Raw genomic sequence first — 19,355 nt, 5'->3', positions numbered from 1 at the left:
CGGGACGCACGCCGGCTGCGCGCAAAGTAAACCCGCGCCTCACGTCCGGGCGAGGGCGCGCGACACTATTCCTTCCAGCTCGGCGGCCGACCCGAGGTCGTGCGGCCGCACCACGGCGTTGTCCGCCACATAGAAGAACGCAGCCCGCACGTCTTCCAGCGGAACGCCTTTCAGGCGTGCCCAGGCAAGCCGGTACACGGCAAGCTGGATCGAACGGGTCTTCAGCTGCCCGGCTGACGGGCGGCGGCCGGTCTTCCAGTCCACCAGGTCCCAGCGGCCGTCGGCGTCCTGGAAGACGGCGTCGACCCGTCCCCGGACAACTACGTCACCCACCCTTGTTTCGACCGGCACCTCAACGAAGGCCGGGGACCTGTCGGCCCATGGGGATGCCTTGAACGTGGCCACCATGTCGTCAAGGTCGTACGCAGCATCGATGTGATCGTCCGACCCCGGCGCCTCGCCGAGGTCAAGCATCCCCGCGGTTCCGAAGTACTCCTCCACCCAGGCATGGAAGGCCGTGCCCTTTCGCGCCGACATGCCCGGTTCGCGGGGAACCGGCCTGCGCAGCCGCCCTACCACTGCTTCAGGGTCCTCCCCGAGGTCCACGAGGGTGGAGGCGGAGATGTGGGTAGGCAGGTGAACCTCCTGGCCGCCTGACCTTCTGGCCCTGCGTTCCAGCAACAGCGCAGCTTCCCTCGCCCAGCCGGCGGCCGCTCCCGTGAGCAGCGGCCCCCCGCCGTTCCGGGGCACGCCCGCTCCGCTGGATTTCCCGGACGCCTCCGGCAGCTCCACGCCGGCCTCCAGCAGGCCCAACACCCGCCCGGCCGCAGCTTCCATGGCTGCCCTGCGGCCACGTGACATGCGGAGCCGCGCACCGGTCCGCGCGTCCGTCGGACCCTCCAGCGGGTCATAGGGCCACACCGCTTCTTCTGTCTCCAGCGTCAGCGGGCTTTCTTCCGGAAGGGCAGCCTCTTCCAAGGACAACCGATGGATCACAGCGGCAGCCTGAAGTTCATTGCCGGCCGGCTGGGTCAGTGGTGCAAGCTCCGCCAGGAAAGGGGACATCTCGGCCCGGCCGGCGCGAGAACCCACCCAGGCGGCGCTCGATACCCACAGCACATGCTTGGCCCTTGTGTAGGCAACGTAGGCAAGCCGTCGTTCTTCTTCTTCCCCGTGGGCCTGCACCGCCGCCTTGAAATCTTTCTCAGCATCCAGCCACCCCTTTTGGTCCGGTTGTTCCACGTCCCACTGGGGAAGGTCCGCCCGGTCTCCGCGCAAAGGCCAGGGAAGGGCTGCCGACCCGCTGCTCCAGCGGGAATCCCTGTCGCTCGGGAAGGCTCCCGCGTTCAGCCCGGGCACGAAGACAACGTCCCATTCCAGGCCCTTGGACGCATGGACGGTCAACAGCTGGACTGCTTCCCGGTTCACGTCGCTGGCAGGTGCTTCCAGGCCGTTCTCCTCAGCGGAGGCAGCCTCCAGCCATGACAGGAAGGCGAGGATATCCACCCGTTGGGAGGTTCGGAGGAATCCCGCCGCGGCGTCCTGGAAGGCGTCGAGGTTACGCCGCGCCTGATGGATGCTGATCCCGGGCCGTGCCGCCACCTCGATATCCAGGAGCATGGCCCGTTCCACTTCACCCAGGAGGGTGGTGAGGTCATCGCCAAGGTAACCGCGCAATTGGCGCAGTTCCGCCGACAACCGGGCAAGACGCGTGCGGGCCGGCGCACCAAGGGTCCGTCCGTTCGACGACGTCCATCCGTCGCGCGGCAGGAAGTCCAGGGCTTCCACGAGGCTGGCGCCGTCCGTGAGGTCACTTTCCAGGACCGGCCCCTCACCGGCGTCGCCTTCGTTGCCGGTGACGGTGTCGGTGTCGGTGTCCTCGAGGTTGAGCCCGGCGGAGGCTTTGCCCCGGTTTCGCGCCAGTTGGCTGGACCAGTCCCGCAGCGCCATCAGGTCCGCGGGACCTATGCGCCACCGTGCACCGGCCAGGAGCCGCATGAGGGCATCGGAACGGCCCGGGTCCGCAAGGACTCGCAGGGTGGCGACGAGGTCTACGATCTCGGGGGTGTCCAGGAGCCCGCCAAGGCCCACGATTTCGTAGGCGATGCCACGGGCCTCGAATTGCCGGCGGATGGTTTCCATCTGGGCGCGCCTGCGGCACAGCACGGCCAAGGCAGGGGCAACGGCGGTTCCGTCCGCCGTGGCTTCGAAGTCTGTGACCTTGTACCTCAGGACGTCCTCGGCCAGCGCGGCGGCCTCCTCGACGTCGCTGGCGAAGCGTCCCAGCACCACTGCTCCATCGACAGCGTGGGGGCTGGGTTGCAGCGGGGGCACTTCGGCCACGGCCGCCGTCGCTCCTGCCGGCCCGCGCCTGGCGGCCGACAGGCCAAGGGACTGGGACATGACGTTTGCGGCAGCGAGGATGGAGCGGCCGTTCCGCCAGGCTGTGGTCAAGTAAGAGGTTGGGGCGGGCGCCCAGCCCGACCCCGTGCCGGTTTCAGCGGTCCGGACGGGAAATTCACGGACGAAGTGGAACAACTGCCCGGCGGAAGCGCCGCGGAACCCGTAAATCGACTGGTTGGGGTCGCCGACTGCCGTGACCGCATGGCCGCCGCCGAAAAGGCGGGAAAAAAGTACCAGTTGCGCGTACGACGTGTCCTGGAACTCGTCGAGCAGGACAACCTTGTACCGCTGCCGCTCCATCGCGGCCGCCAGGGGAACCTCCTGCGCCACTTTCGCGGCGAGAGCCACGAGGTCCCCGAAATCGAGGGCGCCGCGGGCACGTTTCGCCGCAGCGTAGCGGCCCACCATATCAGCGACGCTCGCCCTGGTCCGCAGCATTCCGGCAAGCTCCGCCGCTGCCTGCGGCGGGTTCTTCTTCTTGTCTGCCAGATACGGCAGGGACTCGAATTCCGAGAGGCGCGCCATCAACCAGGCTTCGACGTCCTCGGGTTCCTGGAGGTGTTCGGCGCACTCCCCCGCCAGTTGGATCACGGCCTTCACCAGGGTGGACTTCGCCGCCCGGAAGTGGGCGTATTCGCCGTCGTAGGCCTCAACCACCTCACTTGCCAACTGCCATGCCTGCGCGCCGCCAAGCAATACCACATCGCGTTCCACACCCAGCCGGAGGCCGTAGTCCGAGACGATGCCGCTGGCGAAGGAATGGTACGTGGACACCTTGGGTTCCAGTGCGTCGCTGCTGAGCAGGCCCTCCGGAAACATCCCGCCGCCGGCGTCCTTTGCGGCAAGCCGCTGCAGGGCCAGCAGCTTCGACCGGATCCGGCTGGCGAGCTCGCCGGCAGCCTTCCGGGTGAACGTCACCCCCAGGACTTCCTCGGGCGTCACCCAGCCGTTGGCCACCAGCCATACCACCCTGTCCGCCATGGTGGCGGTCTTTCCCGAACCCGCCCCCGCGATCACCAGCCGGGGCGACAGGGAGGAAGAGATGATGGCCGACTGCTCCGGCGTCGGGATGTTCTTTTCGCCGAGCAGCACGGACAGCTCTTCGGGACTGAAACGGGATGTGGCGGCCTCCCCTGCAGTCAGGACCTCCATCGGGTGGCTCATTCGGTAACCTGCCTTCCACGGGCACACAGCGGACATACTTCGGGAAGCCGGCAGCCATGGCCGCCGTGGCTGCCCTTGGCCGGATCGTGCCGTGCGACGAATTCGCTGCCACCCATCACGGCGGCCGCATCCTTGACCATGTCCAACGCCCAGTTTTCCTGCGGGTCCAGAGGCTCCTGCTGCTGGATGGACGGGTTCTTGGCCCCGGTGCCGAGCTGCGCCAGGATGGCACCGCCGGACAAGCCGTTCCCCTGCGGGCCGGCCTCGAAACCGCCGGCGACCACCGCTGCCTGGTATGCACCAAGCTGTGGATGGCTGGAGAGCTCACCCTTGCCGGGCTGCCTCTTGCCGGTCTTGAGGTCCACCACCACCAGGCGGCCCTCGCCGTCGACCTCCAGCCGGTCCACCTGCCCGCGGAGCACTGCATCGCGCGGCGCCGCTGCGTCCACCACCACGTCCCCTAGGGCAACATCGAAGTCCTTTTCCACGCCCAGCAGGCTGCGGCCTTCAGCCCTCATGGCCACCACATACTGCGCCAACTTCCGCACCATGGACTCGGCGCGCTGAAAATCCAGCCGCCCTTCCCAGTTATCCTGCATCCCCAGCGCCGGCCAACGGCGCACCAGCTCCGCAACGTACTCGGAGCCGGACGCTTCCGGCATGTCCTGGGCGATCGCGTGCACAAGGGTGCCAAGGCTGCGGGCAAAGTCGGTGGCCGCCTCGCCGCCCGCCGCCTGGACGAACCAGTCCAGGGGCGACTTCTGCACGGTCTCCACCTTGGACGGGGACACGAACACGGTGGACCCCGGCGGCACCACGGCCTCGGAGGAGCTCAGCGGAGCCAGCCCCCACCAGGTGTCCGGGTGGGCACCGGCGACCGCAGGTTCGGCGGCGGCCAGGCGTGCCAGCACTTTGGCCGCCTCCTCCCTGTGCGCGGGATCCGCAGCATCCGATTGGGCATATTGCCGGAGTTCGGCGACCAGGGCACGCAGGGTCATGGGCCGCTCGACCTGGGTGAAAACGCGCCCCTCCTGCCCCGGTTCCAGTGGTGCGACGAAGTCCAGGAAGGATGACGGTTGGTCGTCTTCCGATGAGACGGCGGTGCACACCAGGAGTTCGCGTGCCCGCGATACCGCCGTGGAGAAACTGCGCAGTTCGTCATAGCGGATATCCCTCAACCGGCTCAACGGATCCCGTTGGAGCGCATACTCCGGTCCGTGTTCCACGGCGTCGGCGTACAGGGTGCTGCCGAGCAGTTCGCCGCGGAGCCTGGTATTGGGCCACACACCCTCCTGCAGGCCCGCAATGATGACGACCGGCCATTCGCGGCCCGCGGCGCTGGCCGGCGTCATCAGTTCAACGGCGTCATCCAGCTGGGCGCGGGCAGCGAGGGTGTCCATGGGAAGCTCCTGGTTCAGCAGGTATTCCAGGAACTGCTCAGGGCCCGCGCCGGGCATCTGGTCCACATACCGCTCAGCGGTGTGGAAGAGGGCCATCATCGCGTCGAGGTCGCGGTCCGCCCGGGCCCCGTGCGGACCGCCCGACAAGGCAGTTGACGTCCAAGCGGGGGCGAGGCCGGTGGAGTTCCACAGAGCCCACAACACTGATTCGGCATTGGCGCCGGGCAGGGCGGCTGCCGCGCGGCCGGCCTGGATCATCCTCGCGGTTCGCCGCGCTGCCCGGCCTTCAAGGCCCAAGGCGCCGAGCGCCCCGGGCTCGAGCAGTGCCTCGACCAGGAGGACATCGCTGGCTCGCCCGCCGCCACCGAGGAGTTCCTCCCGGCGGAGCGATTGCCGGAGCCGGCGGAGCTCGATGGATGTGGCCCCTCCGATCCGCGACGTCAGGAGGGCCACGGCGGCTTCCGGCGTCAGGAGGTCCGGATCCAAGGCAATGGCGAAGGCATCCAGGAGCGGCCGGACCGCGACCTCGTCCCGGACCGCGGATTCAGCCACGGGGACCCGGACCGGGATGCCCTGCCCGGACAGGTACCGCTGCAGCTCGCTGACCTGGCCGCCGTTGCGGACAATCACCGCCATGTCGCCAAGTCCGCGGTTGTGGTTGATGTGCTGGTCAAGGATTCTCTGGGCAACATAGCGCAGTTCATGGACTGGTGTGGGGACCAGGTGGGCCTCGACACGGCCGGCCGGGACGTTGTCTTCGTCGTGCGCCGGGCCATCGTTCCGGGCCGTCCGGCCGATTGGCTCCAGCCGCCGCGCCAACTGGCCGCCGGCACGTTGCGAGATGCGGCCGGCAACACTGAGCCACGACTCGGCGACGGCGGGGGCCAGGCCGTGCGCGTAACGGAGCGGACGTTCCAGGACGGGATCCTGGGCGGCCAGGAGCCGCGGCAGTTCAGCAACGAGGTCCGGCCTGGCGCCACGGAATCCCTGGACTACGGTGTCCGGAGACGACGTCACGTAGCAGTCGCTGCCGGCCCCGATATCGGCCAACAGTTCAAAGATTGCGGGGTTGGCCTCCTGGATATCGTCCACCAGGACCACCTGCAGGCGGTCACGCTCGGCCGCGAGGAAATCGGGGGCGTCCTGGAAGATCTGGCGGGCGGCTGTGATGATACCGGCGGGGTCGAACGCTTCCGGCATTCGCAGGTCCAGGACGTCCCGGTACTCCGCGTAGAGCGCTGCAGCCGCTTTCCAGTCCGGACGACCGCACTGGTCCGCCAACCGGGAGAGGTCCTCGGCCGTGCGGCCGGATTCAATGACGCGGTCAAAGAGTTGCCGCACCTCCTGGCGGAAACCGCGGGTTTCCAGTGCCCGGTCGAGATCGGCCGGCCACGGCAGCTCAAGGCCGGGGATCCTGTGTCCTTCCAGGAGCTCCTTGATAATCAGGTCCTGCTCCGGACCGGACAGGAGCCGGGGTGGCCTCGAGAGCTGGATGACGCCCTCGGCCTTGGCCCGCCGGATGAGGTCGAATGCATAGGACGCCCAGGTCCTGGCGGGAGTGGTGCTGAGGCTACGGTCCAGGCGGGCGGTGAAGCGGTCCCGCAGGAAGTCTGCGGCAAGGCGGGTGGGCGCCAGGATCAGCATGCGTTCCGGATCCACCCCGTCGCGGAAGACGCGCTGGACGGCTGCCTCCACCAGGACGGTGGTCTTTCCCGTGCCCGGTGCACCGGGTACCAGGACTGGCCCTGAACCCTGCGCAACATCCACCGCTGCCTGCTGGTCCGGCGTGAGCTGGATTGCTTCCGCATGCGCCCGGCGGGGCGGGAGCAGCCGAAGAGCAGGGGTACCGGAAAATGCACCCTCGCGGGCCTCCTGCCTTTCCTGCCGCGGGGCCAAGGGGCCGTTCAAGGGGATTGTTACTGTCACAAACTCATTCCATCATCAGCCACCGACAATCTCCGGAGCCTGCGCTCCAACTCCCCGGCGGCGGCATCGATCCGCTCAAAATCCTCGTCGGTGGGGGCCCAACGTGCCGCAGCCAAATCCACGCGCCACCGTCCTTCCCCTGTCCGGAGGTACGCCGCATGGTCTCCCTTCAGCGGGGTTCCCTCCTCGAGGTAGCGGTACAAAGCCTCGGCTTCGTGGCCTTCGGGGGCATGCCCGCTCGCTTTCAGGACGCGCCACCAGGGCACACCGCTTCCGAAGTGGCTCATCACCGAGCCCACCTGCCGGGGCCCACCGGACCCCAGGAGCTCGGCGACATCCCCGTACGACACTGCGGATCCCGGCGAAACCAGCCTGACAACGGCAAGGACCGCCTGGACATACTCTTTCCGCATTGATCCAATGTAGCGGCAGTGGCGTTCCACTAAATTGTCGGCGGGTCCCCTTAGCGTTGAACCATGAGCTCCTGGCATACCCTCCCCCGCGCAGCATTTGACCTTGAAACCACCGGCCGTAATTCGCGTGCGGCCAGGATCGTCACGGCGTCGATCACCGTGGTGGACCAAGAAGGCGGGGTCATCAAGGAGCACGAGTGGCTGGCGGACCCGGGTGTGGAGATTCCCACGGAGGCCAGTGATGTCCACGGCATCACCACCGAGCAGGCGAGGCGGGACGGCCGGCCGGCCCATGAGGTGACGCGGGAGGTCGCCGCCGTCCTGCAGGAACTCTTTGACTCGGAAATCCCGGTCATCGCGTTCAATGCCAGCTACGACTTTACGGTCCTCGCTGCGGAGTCGGCGCGGTACGGGGTGCCGCAACTCCACCGCTTCCCCATCCTGGACCCATACATCATGAACAAGCAGGTGGACCGGTACCGCAAGGGCAAGCGGACGCTCACCGCCCTCTGCGAGGAATACGGTGTGAACCTGGACAATGCTCACACCTCCGCCGCCGACGCTCTCGCCACCCTGCGCGTGCTCGATGCGATGGCCGGGAAGTTCCCCAAACTTCAGATGCCGGCGGGCAACCTGCACCAGCTCCAGATCGAATGGGCTACGGCCCAGGCCGCGGACTTCCAGAACTACCTCCGCAAGACCAAGCCTGCGGCCGTGATCGAGGGAGACTGGCCTGTCCTGCCGCCACAGGATGCTACGGCCGGAGGCTTCTAGGCCGCTCCTGCCGCCTGCCGGATTGGGAGGCATGTCACAGTCACGTTGCTTAGTGAAAGTTCCCCCTCAGGTCGGCTGATCCTTCGTTCGCGTGGCCGCCTGGCGCTTTGATCACTCCATGAATCCTTCCACGGCTGATCATTATTCGGCCAAAAAGTCATGGAGCAGCACTTTCTTCAGCTCACTGCCCCTAATCGCGCTGGTGAGACAATAAAGTTTTGCGGTCACCGCCTGCCCAGCCCGGCTGGACCAGCGCCGGGAGCAGGTACCAGGCGCCATAGCGCAGCCCTGCGGCCCGGTCGACTTAGGACTCAATGAAAGTGACAACCTGATGAAAATCAAAGCGATGAAGTGGCTCACAACCGCTCCTGTTGCCCTCGCCCTTGCGGTTTCGCTCGCGGCGTGCGGTGGCTCCTCCCAGCCGAGCGGCACCCCCACCGACGCCCTGAAGGGCAGCGACCAGCAGACGCTGGACAAGTACACCACCGCGGACGTCACGCCGATCGACAAGATCGACAAGACCAAGCTCGGCCTCATCACCGAGGGCACCCTGCGCGTCGGCACCCTCTCCGATGCCCCGCCGAACATCTTCATTGACCCTTCCGGCAAGTTCACCGGCTACGACAACGAACTCCTGCGCGCCATCGGTGACAAGCTGGGCCTGAAGGTGGAGTTCGCCTCCACCGATTTCTCGGCCCTGTTGTCCCAGGTGGCCAACAAGCAGTTCGACGTCGGATCCTCCTCGATTTCCACCACGGACAAGCGCCGTGAGACGGTCGGTTTCACCAACGGCTACGACTTCGGCTACATGGCTGTCGTGACCAAGAACGACTCCACGGTCAAGGGCTTCGCCGACCTCAAGGACGGCGTGCGCATCGGCGTGGTCCAGGGCACTGTGCAGGACGACTACGTCACGAACACCCTGGGTCTCGAGCCGGTCCGGTTCCCGGACTACAACACTGTCTACGCCAATGTGAAGTCCGGCCAGGTCGACGCCTGGGTGGCACCCTCGCAGCAGGCCACCGGGCAGGTCAAGGATGGCGACAACACCAAGATTGCCGAGAAGGTGGTCAACACCCAGAACTTCACCGCGTACGCAGTGAACAAGGACAACAAGCCACTGATTGACGCCCTCAACGCGGGACTCGACGCCGTTATCGCTGACGGCACGTGGACCAAGCTCACGGCCCAGTGGTACACGGACCGTCCCACGGCCGCCGAGCAGACCCCGCAAGGCTGGAAGCCGGGCAGCAAAGCCGTCCAGGTTCCCGCGAAGTAACCCGGGCGTTCCATGGATATCCTCAAACTACTCTCCGATACCTTCCTTGACTGGAATGCCATCGGCGCCGTCCTGCCCAAAATGTTCGCCGTCGGGCTTCCGAATACGCTCGTTTTGGCCGTCTCCTCCGGCGTCATCGGAACAGTGCTTGGCATGCTGCTTGCCCTGATGGGGATCTCCCGGAGCGCCGGGGCCCGCTGGGTCGCGCGTATCTACACGGACGTGCTCCGCGGGCTGCCGCCCATCCTCACCATCCTGGTGATCGGGCTGGGCTTCGGGCCGATCGTCCGGCAGTGGACCGGGTCCACCAGCCCCTACCCGATGGCAATCGCCGCGCTGTCCCTGATGTCGGCCGCCTACATCGGCGAGATCTTCCGCTCCGGCATCCAGAGCGTGGACAAGGGACAGCTCGAAGCCACCCGTGCCCTGGGGTTCGGCTACGGCCCGGCCATGCGCCTGGTGGTCGTGCCCCAGGGTGTCCGGCGGGTGCTTCCGGCCCTGGTCAACCAGTTCATCGCGCTGATCAAGGAGTCCTCCCTGGTTTTCATGCTCGGGCTGCTGGCCAGCGAACGGGAAATCTTCCAGATCGGCAAGGACGCGGCGTCCACCAGCGGCAACCTGTCGCCCTACGTCGCTGCGGCTGTCTTTTACCTGGTGCTCACCGTTCCGTTGACGCACTTCGTGAACTGGATCGACAGGCGCCTCCGCACCGGACGGCCGGAAAAGAAAGAACCGGACGAAGCTGCAGCGGTCGTCGGGAAGGGAGCCCAGGCATGAGCGAGTTCACGTCCGGAACACTGAGCGCAAAGAATATCCATCTGTCCTTCGGCAGCAACCACGTGCTGCGGGGCATTGACCTGCACGTTCCGCAGGGCACCACGGCTTCCGTCATTGGCCCTTCGGGGTCGGGCAAGTCCACCCTGTTGCGGGTCATGAACCGGCTGATTGAACCGGACCAGGGGGACATCCTGCTGGACGGCCGTTCGGTCCTGAAGGACAACCCTGATGAACTCCGGCGCCGGATCGGGATGGTGTTCCAGCAGTTCAACCTGTTCCCGCACAAGACGGTGGTGGAGAACGTCTCGCTTGCCCTGCGGAAGCTGCGCAAGCTCTCCAAGGAGGAAGCGCGCGCCAAGGCCCTGGAGCAGTTGGACCTTGTCGGGTTGAAGCACAAGGCTGATTCCCGGCCCGCCAACCTGTCCGGCGGGCAGCAGCAGCGCGTCGCCATTGCCCGCGCGCTGGCCATGAAGCCGGAGGTGATGTTCTTTGACGAGGCGACCTCCGCGCTGGACCCTGAGCTGGTCAAGGGCGTGCTGGCCCTGATGGCGGACCTCGCCAAGGGCGGTATGACCATGGTGGTTGTCACCCACGAGATGGGTTTCTCCCGCAACGTGTCCGACGCCGTGACTTTCATGGACGCCGGCGTGGTGGTGGAGTCCGGCCCTCCTGAGCAGGTCTTCACCGAGCCACGGACGGACCGGCTGAAGGGGTTCCTCGCCGACGTCCTGTAGGCAGCCCGGCAGGCACGGACCAAAAAACCCCGCCTTCCGGACTTTTCCCCCTTGTACGCAGGGGGGAAAAGTCCGGGAGGCGGGGATTGTCCGTTTAACGGCCGACGGCGGTCCTAGGCCTGGGCGGCTGCGGCCGCCTTGGCTGCGGCTGGGAGGGCGTCGTAGATCCGGTTCATGGCGTCGTCGTCGTGCGCGGCCGAGAGGAACCATGCCTCGAAGACCGAGGGCGGCAGGTAGACCCCGGATTCCAGCATGGAGTGGAAGAACGGGGCGTAGCGGAATGTTTCCTGCGCCTGGGCGTCGGCATAGTTGTGGACACCATGGGCGGAGGTTCCGAAGGCCACCGAGAAGAGGTTCCCGGCGAACTGGATGGAGTGGTCCACCCCGGCGGCATCAAGGGCGGTGGAAACTGCGGAGGACAGTTCCAGCGAGCGGACGTCGATGAAGGAGTAGACATCCCGCGTGGCGTGGGTCAGGGTGGCGACGCCGGCGGCCATCGCCACCGGGTTTCCGGACAGCGTGCCGGCCTGGTACACGGGGCCGGTGGGCGCTAGGTAGTCCATGACATCGGCACGGCCGCCCAGGGCCGCCGTCGGCATTCCGCCGCCGATGACCTTGCCGAAGGTGAGCAGGTCCGGGGTCCAGGGTTGCTCGGCGTCGGGGGCGCCGCCGGTGAGGCCCCAGTAGCCGGAGTAGCCGGTGCGGAAGCCGGTCAGGACTTCATCGACAATGAGGAGCGCGCCGTGCTCCCGGGTGATCCGGGAAAGGCCCAGGTTGAAGCCCTCGGCGGGTGTGACAACGCCCATGTTGGCCGGCGCGGCCTCGGTGATGACAGCTGCGATGTTCTGTCCGTGCGCGGCGAAGGCTTCCTCGACGGCCTGGAGGTCGTTATAGGGCAGCACCAGGGTTTCGGCTGCGGTGGCTTCCGTGACGCCGGCGGACCCGGGCAGGGCGAGCGTCGCCACGCCGGAGCCGGCGGCGGCCAGCAGTCCGTCAAGGTGGCCGTGGTAGCAGCCGGCGAACTTGATGATCAGGTTGCGGCCGGTGAAGCCGCGGGCCAGCCGGACCGCCGTCATGGTGGCCTCGGTGCCGGTGGACACCATCCGCAGGCGTTCGACGGCGGGCACGCGTTCCTGGACGATGGCCGCCAGGTTTGCCTCATCAGGCGTGGACGCACCGAAGGAAAGGCCACGGTCGACGGCGGCGTGGACGGCATCCAGCACGGCCGGGTGGGCGTGGCCCAGCAGGGCCGGTCCCCACGAGCAGACGAGGTCCACGTATTCCTTGCCGTCGGCGTCGGTCAGGTAGGGGCCTTTGGCTGAGACCATGAACCGAGGCGTGCCGCCGACGGAGCCGAAGGCGCGGACCGGCGAGTTGACGCCGCCCGGCATCAACTGGCGGGCGCGGTCGAAGAGTGCCTCGTTGCGAGGATTGCTGGAAGTCATGGTTCCTATTCTCTCAGTTAGCCGTAAGCACGGTTAGCCGGCGAGCAGCTCGGCCACCCGGGGCGCCACCGCCGTACCCATCAATTCGATCGAGCGCATCATGGCCGCATGCGGCAAAGGCCCGTTGCTGTATTTCAGGTCGAAGCGGTCCACGCCCAGGTTGCGTTTGAGCCGCACGATCTTTTGGGCCACCGTCTCCGGCGAGCCGACGTAGAGGGCGCCCTCGGCCGAGCAGAGGGCATCGAACTCGCCGCGGCCGGCCGGCCCCCAGCCGCGCTCGGCACCGAGCTTGTTGCGCAGCTTCAACCAGTGCGGGAACAGCTCTTCGCGGGCCTGCTCATCGGTGTCGGCCACATGGCCGGGCGAGTGCGTGGCCATCTGCTGCATCGGGTGGCCGTACTTGGCCATGGCCTCGCGGTAGAGGTCGGCGAGGGGCCGGAAACCGCGCGGCTGGCCGCCGATGATGGCGAAGATGATGGGGTAGCCGTACTGGGCGCACCGGAGGACGGATTCGGGGGTACCTCCCACGCCGATCCAGGTGGGCAGGAGGTGGTGTTCCAGCGGCGGGTAGACGCTCAGGCCGGCGAGGGCCGGGCGGGTGCGGCCTTCCCAGTGCACAGGTTTCTGTGCGCGGACCTTGTCGAACAGCTCGAGTTTCTCTTCGAACAGGACCTCGTAGTCGGCCAGGTCCAGCCCGAACAGCGGGAAGGATTCGATGAAGGATCCGCGCCCCAGCATGACTTCCGCCCGGCCGTTGGAGATTGCGTCCACGGTGGAGAAGCGCTGGAACACCCTGATGGGATCGTCCGAGCTCAGGACGGTCACGGCAGAGCCCAGGCGGATGCGGGTGGTGCGTGCCGCAGCGGCGGCGAGGAAGACTTCAGGCGCGGACACGGCGTAGTCCTTGCGGTGGTGCTCCCCCACACCGAAGGCGTGGAGTCCGACGGCGTCCGCCAGTTCAGCCTGTTCCAGCAGTTGGCGCAGGACCTGGGCATGCGGCTGCGGGCTGCCGTCGGGGGCCTCACCCACGTCGCCGAAGGTGTTCAGGCCCAACAGGATGCGGTCGTCCCCCACCGGCGCGGTGGGTCCCGCCGCCTGGGCGGCAGTCACCGGGATTCCTTGAGCCAGCCGGCCAGTTCGGTGGCCCAGTACGTGAGGACCATGTGGGCGCCGGCCCGGCGGATGCCGAGGACGGACTCGGTGATGGCGGCGCGGCGGTCGATCCAGCCGTTGGCGGCTGCGGCCTCGATCATCGCGTACTCGCCGGAGATCTGGTAGGCGGACACGGGCACGGGGCTCATCGCGGCGACGTCGGCCACGATGTCGAGGTAGCTCATGGCCGGTTTGACCATGATGATGTCCGCGCCTTCAGCCAGGTCCAACTCCACTTCGCGGAGGGCTTCGGTGCGGTTGCCTGCATCCATCTGGTAGGTCCGCCGGTCTCCCTTGAGCTGGGAGTCCACGGCTTCCCGGAATGGTCCGTAGAACGCCGACGCGTACTTGGCGGAGTAGGCGATCACCGACGTGTTGAGGTGGCCGGCGTCGTCAAGGGCTGAGCGGATGGCGGCGATCTGGCCGTCCATCATGCCGGAGGGGCCCAGCATGTGGGCGCCGGCCTCAGCTTGCGCCACGGCCATCCGGGCGTAGATTTCCACGGTGCGGTCGTTGTCTACGTACCCGTCGGCGTCGAGCACCCCGCAGTGTCCGTGGTCGGTGAATTCGTCCAGGCAGACGTCGCTCATGATCACCAGGTCGTCGCCCACTTCCGCGCGGACGTCCCGGATGGCCTTGTTCAGCACACCGTCCGGATCCAGGGACGCCGAGCCTTCGGCGTCGCGGGTTTCCGGGATGCCGAAGAGCATGATGCCGCCCAGGCCGAGTTCCACCGCTTCCGCCGCGGCCCGTTTGAGCGTGTCGGTGGTGTGCTGGACCACGCCCGGCATGGACGTGATGGGGTTGGGTTCGGTGAGGCCTTCCCGGATGAAGGCCGGGAGGATGAGTTCGGCGGGCGCGAGCCGGGTTTCGGCGGTCAACCGGCGCATGGCGGGGGTGGTGCGCAGGCGGCGGGGGCGTTGGTTGGGGAAAGTCATGGGTCCTGTCCTTCGCGTGGTTCATCAGGCTTTTGGGGAGCGGGGAGGCGGGCGGGCCGGTCAGGGCGGGTTGAGGGCCTTCGCGACGGCGGCAACCAGCCCGTCAGGGGTGGGCTCGTCCGCCACCGCAGCCACGTCCAGGCCGAGCGCCACGGCCTGCTCCGCCGTCGACCGGCCGATGACGACCAGCCGGCAGCCCGGGCGGCCCGCGAGGGCTGAGAGGCGTCGCACAGCGCTGGGCGAGGCGGCTATCGCCGCATCGATGCGCCCCGCGGCGATCTCCGCCGCGGCGCCTTCCGGGGTGAGGAGGGAGTACGACGGCGGCTGGTGGCGTGCGCCGCCGTCGTCCGCTTGGACGGCGAGCCGGCGCTCTGCTGCCGCCGGGTAGTCCACGGTGCGGTAGGCAGTGACCGTCGAGACATCGCCCCCTGCCGCCCGCAGGCCATCGGCCAGTGTGGCAGCGGCGATGTCGGCCTGCGGCAACAGGATCCTGCCGCCTCCCGGCCAGACGCCCAGCAGGCCCGCTGCCGACTGCTCTCCGGCCGGAACAAGGGAAACGGTGAGGCCACCGGATTCCAGGAGCCTGCGCGTCGCCGGACCGATGGCCGCGATGCGCGTGCCTTCAGGGACCAGTCCGGCCAGGCCGAAGCCCCGGTCTGCGGCTTTTTCCAGCAGGACGTGCACGGTGGTCGCGCTGCTGAGCACCAGCCAGTCAAAGGCGCCGGCGGCCAGGGCATCGCAGGCGACGTCCACCGCGTGCTGGTCCGGTGCCCGTTCGAAGTCGATCAGCGGCAGCAGAACCGTCTCGGCGCCTGCCCTTCCAAGGGCGTCCACCAGGGCGGCGGCGCGTTCCGGGCTCCGGGTGACCAGCACCCTGGCACCGGCCAGGGGTCCGCCGCCGGACGGTTCACCGCTGCGCGGCGTGTCCGGTCCGGGGCTCGGCGAAGGCTGCGTCATCGCCAGGTCAGGACGCCTGCAGGTCTGCGATGTCGGCGGCTCCGGCGGCGAGGAGGACCTCAGCCAGCTCAATGCCCAGCAACGTGGCGCCGACTTCCGTCAGCCCGTCCGTGGCCCGTTTGTCCCGTACGGTGGCGGTGCCGTCCACGGCGCACACAACTGCTTCGAGGTGGAGCATGCTGCCTTTTCGGTAGGCGTACGCACCGACCGGTGCGGCGCAGCCCGCTTCGAGCCGGGCCAGCAGGGCCCGTTCGGCGGTGACCGCCAGGCGGGTGTCCGGGTCATCCAAGGCTGCAAGCGCCTGGGCCAGCACCTCGCGGGATCCTTCGGTGGCACCCGGTTTCGGCGGGGCATCGGCCGTGCGGCACTCGATGGCCAGTGAGCCCTGCCCGGCGGCGGGGAGCATCACGTCCGTTTCGAGGTATTCGCTGACGCTGTCCAGCCTGCCGATGCGTTCCAGTCCGGCGGCGGCGAGGACCACCGCGTCGAGGTCACAGGATTTTCCGGGCACCACCTGGTCAGTGGAGTTGCCGGGCAGTCCGGGCACGCGGCCCAGCCGGGTGTCCACATTGCCGCGGATATCGATGATCTCCAGGTCGGGCCGGGCAGCACGCAACTGCGCTGCCCGCCGCGGCGAACCGGTGCCCACCTTGGCTTCCGCCGGCAGGTCGGCCAGCTTGAGTCCGTCGCGGGCGCACAGGACGTCCCGCACATCCACCCGCCGGGGCGTCGCGGCCAGGCTCAGCCCCACGGCTGGTCCGGTGGGCAGGTCCTTGAGCGAGTGGACGGCGACGTCGCACTCATCGCGCAGCAGGGCATCACGCAATGCTGCGACGAAGACTCCGGTGCCGCCCATTTGCGACAACGATCCGGTGAGGACGTCGCCGTCGGTCCTGATGTGCACCAGTTCCACCGGGAAACCCCCGACGGCGGCCAGCTGGTCCGCGGTCTGCCGGGTCTGGGTCAGCGCGAGCTTGCTGGCGCGGGTTCCGATCCGGACAGTCACTGCTGTGCCGTTTCCCCGGCCGTCCCCGCGGGATAGGGGTCGTGCCCGGTTCCCACTGTGGTGTCAGCGCCGGAGATGGTGGGCTTTTCGCCACGGAAGTTGGCGCAGCAGCCGGGCCGGCACACGTCGTACCAGGGCCCGAGATCCGTCACGGCCGGGCGGTCGCTGATGTTGTTCGCCACGGTCCGCTCGCAGATGAGGTCCACGAGGCCGTCGACGAACGCGCGGTGCGTGCCGGGAGTGGGGACGCGGGTGGCGGCCAGTCCGAGGTTGGCGCAGGTTTCCATGGCTTCGGTGTCCAGGTCCCAAACGACTTCCATGTGGTCGCTGACGAAGCCCAGCGGCACGATGACGATTCCCTTGACCCCTTGGCCTGCCAGTTCCTCGATGGCGTCATTGATGTCCGGTTCCAGCCACGGAACATGCGGGGCGCCGGAACGGGACTGGTACACCAGGGACCACGGAGCGGCCAGGCCGGACTCCGCCTTGACCCGGTCCATGACCGCGGCGGCGTTGGCCAGGTGCTGGGCCACGTACGCCGAGCCTTCCTCGAACTCGCGCGGCTCGCCCTCGGAACGGCCGGCAGCCTCGGCGTCGCGGGTGGGGATGGAGTGGGTGGCGAACAGGACGTGGACGGGAGCCTCCGGGGTGCCTGCGGCCGCCAGTTTGGCCAGGACGTCCGCCAGGCCTGCGGAGGTTCCCTCGACGAACGGCTCCACGAAACCGGGGTGGTCGAAGTACTGGCGGACCTTGTCCACTTCCAGCCTGCCGTCCAGGCCGGTTTCGGTCAGGGCCATGCCGATGTCCTCGCGGTACTGGCGGCAGCTGGAGTAGCAGGAGTAGGCACTCGTGGTGAGCATCAGCACGCGGCGGTGGCCGGCGTCGTACGCTTCCTGGAGTGTCTGCGGGATGTAGGGCGCCCAGTTGCGGTTGCCCCACAGGACGGGAAGGTCGATCCCCCGGGACGCCAGCTCGGCCTCCAGGGCTGCCTTGAGCTCGCGGTTTTGCTGGTTGATGGGGCTGATGCCGCCGTTGGCCCGGTAATGGTGGGAGACCTCTTCAAGCCGTTCGTCCGGAATTCCGCGGCCGCGGGTGACGTTGCGCAGGAACGGAATGACATCGTCCTGGCCTTCCGGTCCGCCGAACGAGGCGAGCAGGACGGCGTCGTAATTCTTTGGCGCCATGCGTCCGGCTTCCGTGACGGGGTTGACCGCTGCCTGCGGATCCAGCGGGCTCATGCGAGGACCTCGGCAACCTCATCGGCGGTGATCCGGCGGCCGGTGTAGAAGGGCACTTCTTCACGGACGTGGTTGCGTGCCTCGGTGGCGCGCAGGTGGCGCATCAGGTCCACCAGGTCCACGAGTTCGGGCGCTTCCAGTCCAAGGATCCATTCCCAGTCCCCCAGCGCGAACGAGGAAACGGTGTTGGAGATTACCTGGGGGAACTCCCGGCCCAGGAGTCCGTGCTCCCGGAGCATCGCGCCGCGCTCCTCCTCCGGCAGGATGTACCACTCGTAGGAGCGGACGAACGGGTAGACACAGAGCCATTCAGCCGGCGCGACGCCGCGCGAGTAGGCGGGCGTGTGGTTCTTGGCGAATTCGGCCTCGCGGTGGACACCCATGGCGGACCAGACAATCTCGGTCCCGGCAAACAGGGTGCTGCGGCGGATGTCGCGGATGGCCTGCTGCAGCGCCTCGGGCTTGGGCCCGTGGAGCCACACCATCACGTCGGCGTCGGCACGCATGGCGGAGACGTCGTAGCTGCCCCGGTGCGTCACGCCCGCCTCGGCGAGCCGCTCCAGCAGGGCTTCGAAGTCGGCGGCAGCGTCTGCGCTGCGGACCACCGACGCCGACCGCTTGAAGACCGTCCAGAGGGTGAAGAACTGCTCGGCTGATTCTTCGGTTTTAGTGACAGATTCGGCAGAAGTGTGGCTCATGGTTACCAGTTTGCCCCTTCACCGCCACCAAGTGGAAACCGAACAGTTCTACAACTCGTAGAAGTGATTAATGTCACATTATCCCGCCCCGCGGGTCAGGCTGCACGGCGTTTACAACCGGCGCATGCGCAGGAACACGAGGCCGGCGGCGGTCCCCACGCCGACGAGCCCGACTCCCAGCCACACCATGGCATCGGGGACACCCGGCAGGGCCTCGATGGACGAAACCGGGCGGCCCGGACTTGCCGGGACTCCGGCCGCCTGCGCGGTGCGGGCTGCCGGGGACGGCTGGGCGCCCGGCTGCAGGGCAGTGCTGGACGGCAAGCCAGTCGACGGAGCCCCGCCGGTTTCCGGACCGGCAGCAACCGGCGCCGTACTCTCCTGGCCTGCTGCAGCGTCACCGGCGGCCGTGCCGGGCGTTGCTGCTGCGACGCTGGATCCCGTGCCCGGATCGACAGCTCCGGGCACGGGAGGGACCGCCGCCGGGGCAGGCGCCGGCGCTGATGGGGACACCCCTGCCGCGGAGCCGGACGCCGCGCCGGCACCCGTGGACGCGGCAGGTGCCGGGGCGGTGGCGGGGGCGGGCCTGGCGGACGACGGCGAAGAGGATGGCGAAGGAGTCGACGACGGCGCAGGGGTTGTCGGCATGGGGGTCCGCGCGGCCGGGGACAAAGGAGTCCCGGAGGTGGTCGGGAGCGGAAGATCGGGAAGCAGCGCGGACAGCGGGCCTCCCGCCGAAACGGCGGCGGACGCTGTTGTGCCGGCACTCAGCGACGCTTCCGCCGTGGGATCCTGCGGCGGGACTGCGTCCTCGGCCAAGGACGCCTGGACGCCGGTGGAAAGAACCAGTACCGCTCCGACGGCCGCTGCTGCGGTGCCTCGCCGGAGTCCCCCATGGATACCGGTCCGGGACATTGGAAGCTCGGACCTGTGTTGAACCATAGTCATCGACCCTAACCAGAACGCCGGCCCGATTGAAAACCGGGAACTGCCCGGCCGCAGGTTCTGGACGGGGGCGTCAAGGCGCCCCGACGCACTGACCAGCAGTGAT

15 protein-coding genes are annotated in these 19,355 nt (G+C 68.0%); 4 read left to right on the top strand and 11 right to left on the bottom strand.

What is annotated here, in order from left to right:
• Positions 1 to 39 precede the first annotated feature (39 nt).
• Genes DC347_RS16860 through DC347_RS16850 form a run of 3 tightly spaced genes read right to left on the bottom strand, consistent with a single transcriptional unit; the run spans position 40 to position 7,306 of the window.
• Positions 40 to 3,567 carry a UvrD-helicase domain-containing protein gene (locus tag DC347_RS16860; protein ID WP_240617829.1) on the bottom strand — a complete coding sequence of 1,176 codons (3,528 nt, stop codon included), beginning with the start codon at positions 3,565 to 3,567 and terminating at the stop codon, positions 40 to 42.
• Complete coding sequence (locus DC347_RS16855) at positions 3,564 to 6,863, bottom strand: ATP-dependent DNA helicase (protein ID WP_109863793.1); 3,300 nt, start codon at positions 6,861 to 6,863, stop codon at positions 3,564 to 3,566. The genes DC347_RS16860 and DC347_RS16855 overlap by 4 nt, the downstream gene beginning before the upstream one ends.
• Before the next feature lie 26 nt (positions 6,864 to 6,889).
• Positions 6,890 to 7,306 carry an MGMT family protein gene (locus DC347_RS16850; RefSeq protein WP_109863756.1) on the bottom strand — a complete coding sequence of 139 codons (417 nt, stop codon included), beginning with the start codon at positions 7,304 to 7,306 and terminating at the stop codon, positions 6,890 to 6,892.
• 63 nt (positions 7,307 to 7,369) lie between these two features.
• Between DC347_RS16850 and DC347_RS16845 the strand changes: the two genes are divergently transcribed.
• The 4 genes from DC347_RS16845 (at position 7,370) to DC347_RS16830 (ending at position 10,870) form a co-directional block, all read left to right on the top strand.
• The gene (locus DC347_RS16845) at positions 7,370 to 8,080 is read left to right on the top strand and encodes a 3'-5' exonuclease (protein ID WP_109863755.1); all 711 of its coding nucleotides are present in this window, start codon (positions 7,370 to 7,372) and stop codon (positions 8,078 to 8,080) included.
• Between the two features lie 331 nt (positions 8,081 to 8,411).
• Positions 8,412 to 9,359 carry an ABC transporter substrate-binding protein gene (locus DC347_RS16840; RefSeq protein WP_018760269.1) on the top strand — a complete coding sequence of 316 codons (948 nt, stop codon included), beginning with the start codon at positions 8,412 to 8,414 and terminating at the stop codon, positions 9,357 to 9,359.
• A 12-nt stretch (positions 9,360 to 9,371) separates the two neighbouring features.
• A complete protein-coding gene (locus DC347_RS16835; protein WP_109863754.1) occupies positions 9,372 to 10,136 on the top strand; it encodes an amino acid ABC transporter permease in 765 nt (254 codons plus the stop codon).
• The gene (locus DC347_RS16830) at positions 10,133 to 10,870 is read left to right on the top strand and encodes an amino acid ABC transporter ATP-binding protein (RefSeq protein WP_109863753.1); all 738 of its coding nucleotides are present in this window, start codon (positions 10,133 to 10,135) and stop codon (positions 10,868 to 10,870) included. The genes DC347_RS16835 and DC347_RS16830 overlap by 4 nt, the downstream gene beginning before the upstream one ends.
• A gap of 113 nt (positions 10,871 to 10,983) precedes the next feature.
• Here the strand turns inward: DC347_RS16830 and hemL are convergent, their stop codons facing one another.
• The 8 genes from hemL to DC347_RS21540 all read right to left on the bottom strand — a co-directional run bounded on the left by hemL (position 10,984) and on the right by DC347_RS21540 (position 19,219).
• Positions 10,984 to 12,315 carry a glutamate-1-semialdehyde 2,1-aminomutase gene (gene hemL / locus DC347_RS16825; protein WP_109863752.1) on the bottom strand — a complete coding sequence of 444 codons (1,332 nt, stop codon included), beginning with the start codon at positions 12,313 to 12,315 and terminating at the stop codon, positions 10,984 to 10,986.
• Between the two features lie 33 nt (positions 12,316 to 12,348).
• Complete coding sequence (locus tag DC347_RS16820; RefSeq protein ID WP_018760273.1) at positions 12,349 to 13,425, bottom strand: LLM class flavin-dependent oxidoreductase; 1,077 nt, start codon at positions 13,423 to 13,425, stop codon at positions 12,349 to 12,351.
• Complete coding sequence (gene hemB / locus DC347_RS16815) at positions 13,422 to 14,405, bottom strand: porphobilinogen synthase (protein ID WP_018760274.1); 984 nt, start codon at positions 14,403 to 14,405, stop codon at positions 13,422 to 13,424. The genes DC347_RS16820 and hemB overlap by 4 nt, the downstream gene beginning before the upstream one ends.
• Before the next feature lie 60 nt (positions 14,406 to 14,465).
• Entirely contained in the window at positions 14,466 to 15,362 is an 897-nt protein-coding gene (locus tag DC347_RS16810) for a uroporphyrinogen-III synthase (protein ID WP_109863751.1), read from the bottom strand.
• A 7-nt stretch (positions 15,363 to 15,369) separates the two neighbouring features.
• Positions 15,370 to 16,368, bottom strand: a complete 999-nt coding sequence (gene hemC / locus DC347_RS16805) for a hydroxymethylbilane synthase (protein WP_109863750.1) — start codon at positions 16,366 to 16,368, stop codon at positions 15,370 to 15,372.
• The gene (locus DC347_RS16800) at positions 16,365 to 17,606 is read right to left on the bottom strand and encodes a ferrochelatase (RefSeq protein ID WP_109863749.1); all 1,242 of its coding nucleotides are present in this window, start codon (positions 17,604 to 17,606) and stop codon (positions 16,365 to 16,367) included. Before DC347_RS16800 ends, hemC begins: the two co-directional genes overlap by 4 nt.
• Entirely contained in the window at positions 17,603 to 18,304 is a 702-nt protein-coding gene (gene hemQ / locus DC347_RS16795; RefSeq protein WP_018760278.1) for a hydrogen peroxide-dependent heme synthase, read from the bottom strand. The genes DC347_RS16800 and hemQ overlap by 4 nt, the downstream gene beginning before the upstream one ends.
• Positions 18,305 to 18,415: 111 nt before the next feature.
• Positions 18,416 to 19,219 carry a hypothetical protein gene (locus tag DC347_RS21540; protein ID WP_133247102.1) on the bottom strand — a complete coding sequence of 268 codons (804 nt, stop codon included), beginning with the start codon at positions 19,217 to 19,219 and terminating at the stop codon, positions 18,416 to 18,418.
• Positions 19,220 to 19,355: the final 136 nt, after the last annotated feature.

This window comes from Pseudarthrobacter sp. AG30 (genome assembly GCF_003116525.1).
Lineage (GTDB): Bacteria > Actinomycetota > Actinomycetes > Actinomycetales > Micrococcaceae > Arthrobacter.
This window is presented reverse-complemented; position numbering and strand designations above follow the sequence as displayed.

What these genes read in the sequence shown, in the direction of transcription:
- hemQ (WP_018760278.1), bottom strand. Translation starts at nt 18,304, where the DNA reads ATGAGCCACACTTCTGCCGAATCTGTCACTAAAACCGAAGAATCAGCC.
- DC347_RS16860 (WP_240617829.1), bottom strand. Translation starts at nt 3,567, where the DNA reads ATGAGCCACCCGATGGAGGTCCTGACTGCAGGGGAGGCCGCCACATCC.
- hemL (WP_109863752.1), bottom strand. Translation starts at nt 12,315, where the DNA reads ATGACTTCCAGCAATCCTCGCAACGAGGCACTCTTCGACCGCGCCCGC.
- DC347_RS16810 (WP_109863751.1), bottom strand. Translation starts at nt 15,362, where the DNA reads ATGACGCAGCCTTCGCCGAGCCCCGGACCGGACACGCCGCGCAGCGGT.
- DC347_RS16830 (WP_109863753.1), top strand. Translation starts at nt 10,133, where the DNA reads ATGAGCGAGTTCACGTCCGGAACACTGAGCGCAAAGAATATCCATCTG.
- DC347_RS16840 (WP_018760269.1), top strand. Translation starts at nt 8,412, where the DNA reads ATGAAAATCAAAGCGATGAAGTGGCTCACAACCGCTCCTGTTGCCCTC.
- DC347_RS16850 (WP_109863756.1), bottom strand. Translation starts at nt 7,306, where the DNA reads ATGCGGAAAGAGTATGTCCAGGCGGTCCTTGCCGTTGTCAGGCTGGTT.
- DC347_RS16845 (WP_109863755.1), top strand. Translation starts at nt 7,370, where the DNA reads ATGAGCTCCTGGCATACCCTCCCCCGCGCAGCATTTGACCTTGAAACC.
- DC347_RS21540 (WP_133247102.1), bottom strand. Translation starts at nt 19,219, where the DNA reads ATGTCCCGGACCGGTATCCATGGGGGACTCCGGCGAGGCACCGCAGCA.
- hemB (WP_018760274.1), bottom strand. Translation starts at nt 14,405, where the DNA reads ATGACTTTCCCCAACCAACGCCCCCGCCGCCTGCGCACCACCCCCGCC.
- DC347_RS16800 (WP_109863749.1), bottom strand. Translation starts at nt 17,606, where the DNA reads ATGAGCCCGCTGGATCCGCAGGCAGCGGTCAACCCCGTCACGGAAGCC.
- DC347_RS16835 (WP_109863754.1), top strand. Translation starts at nt 9,372, where the DNA reads ATGGATATCCTCAAACTACTCTCCGATACCTTCCTTGACTGGAATGCC.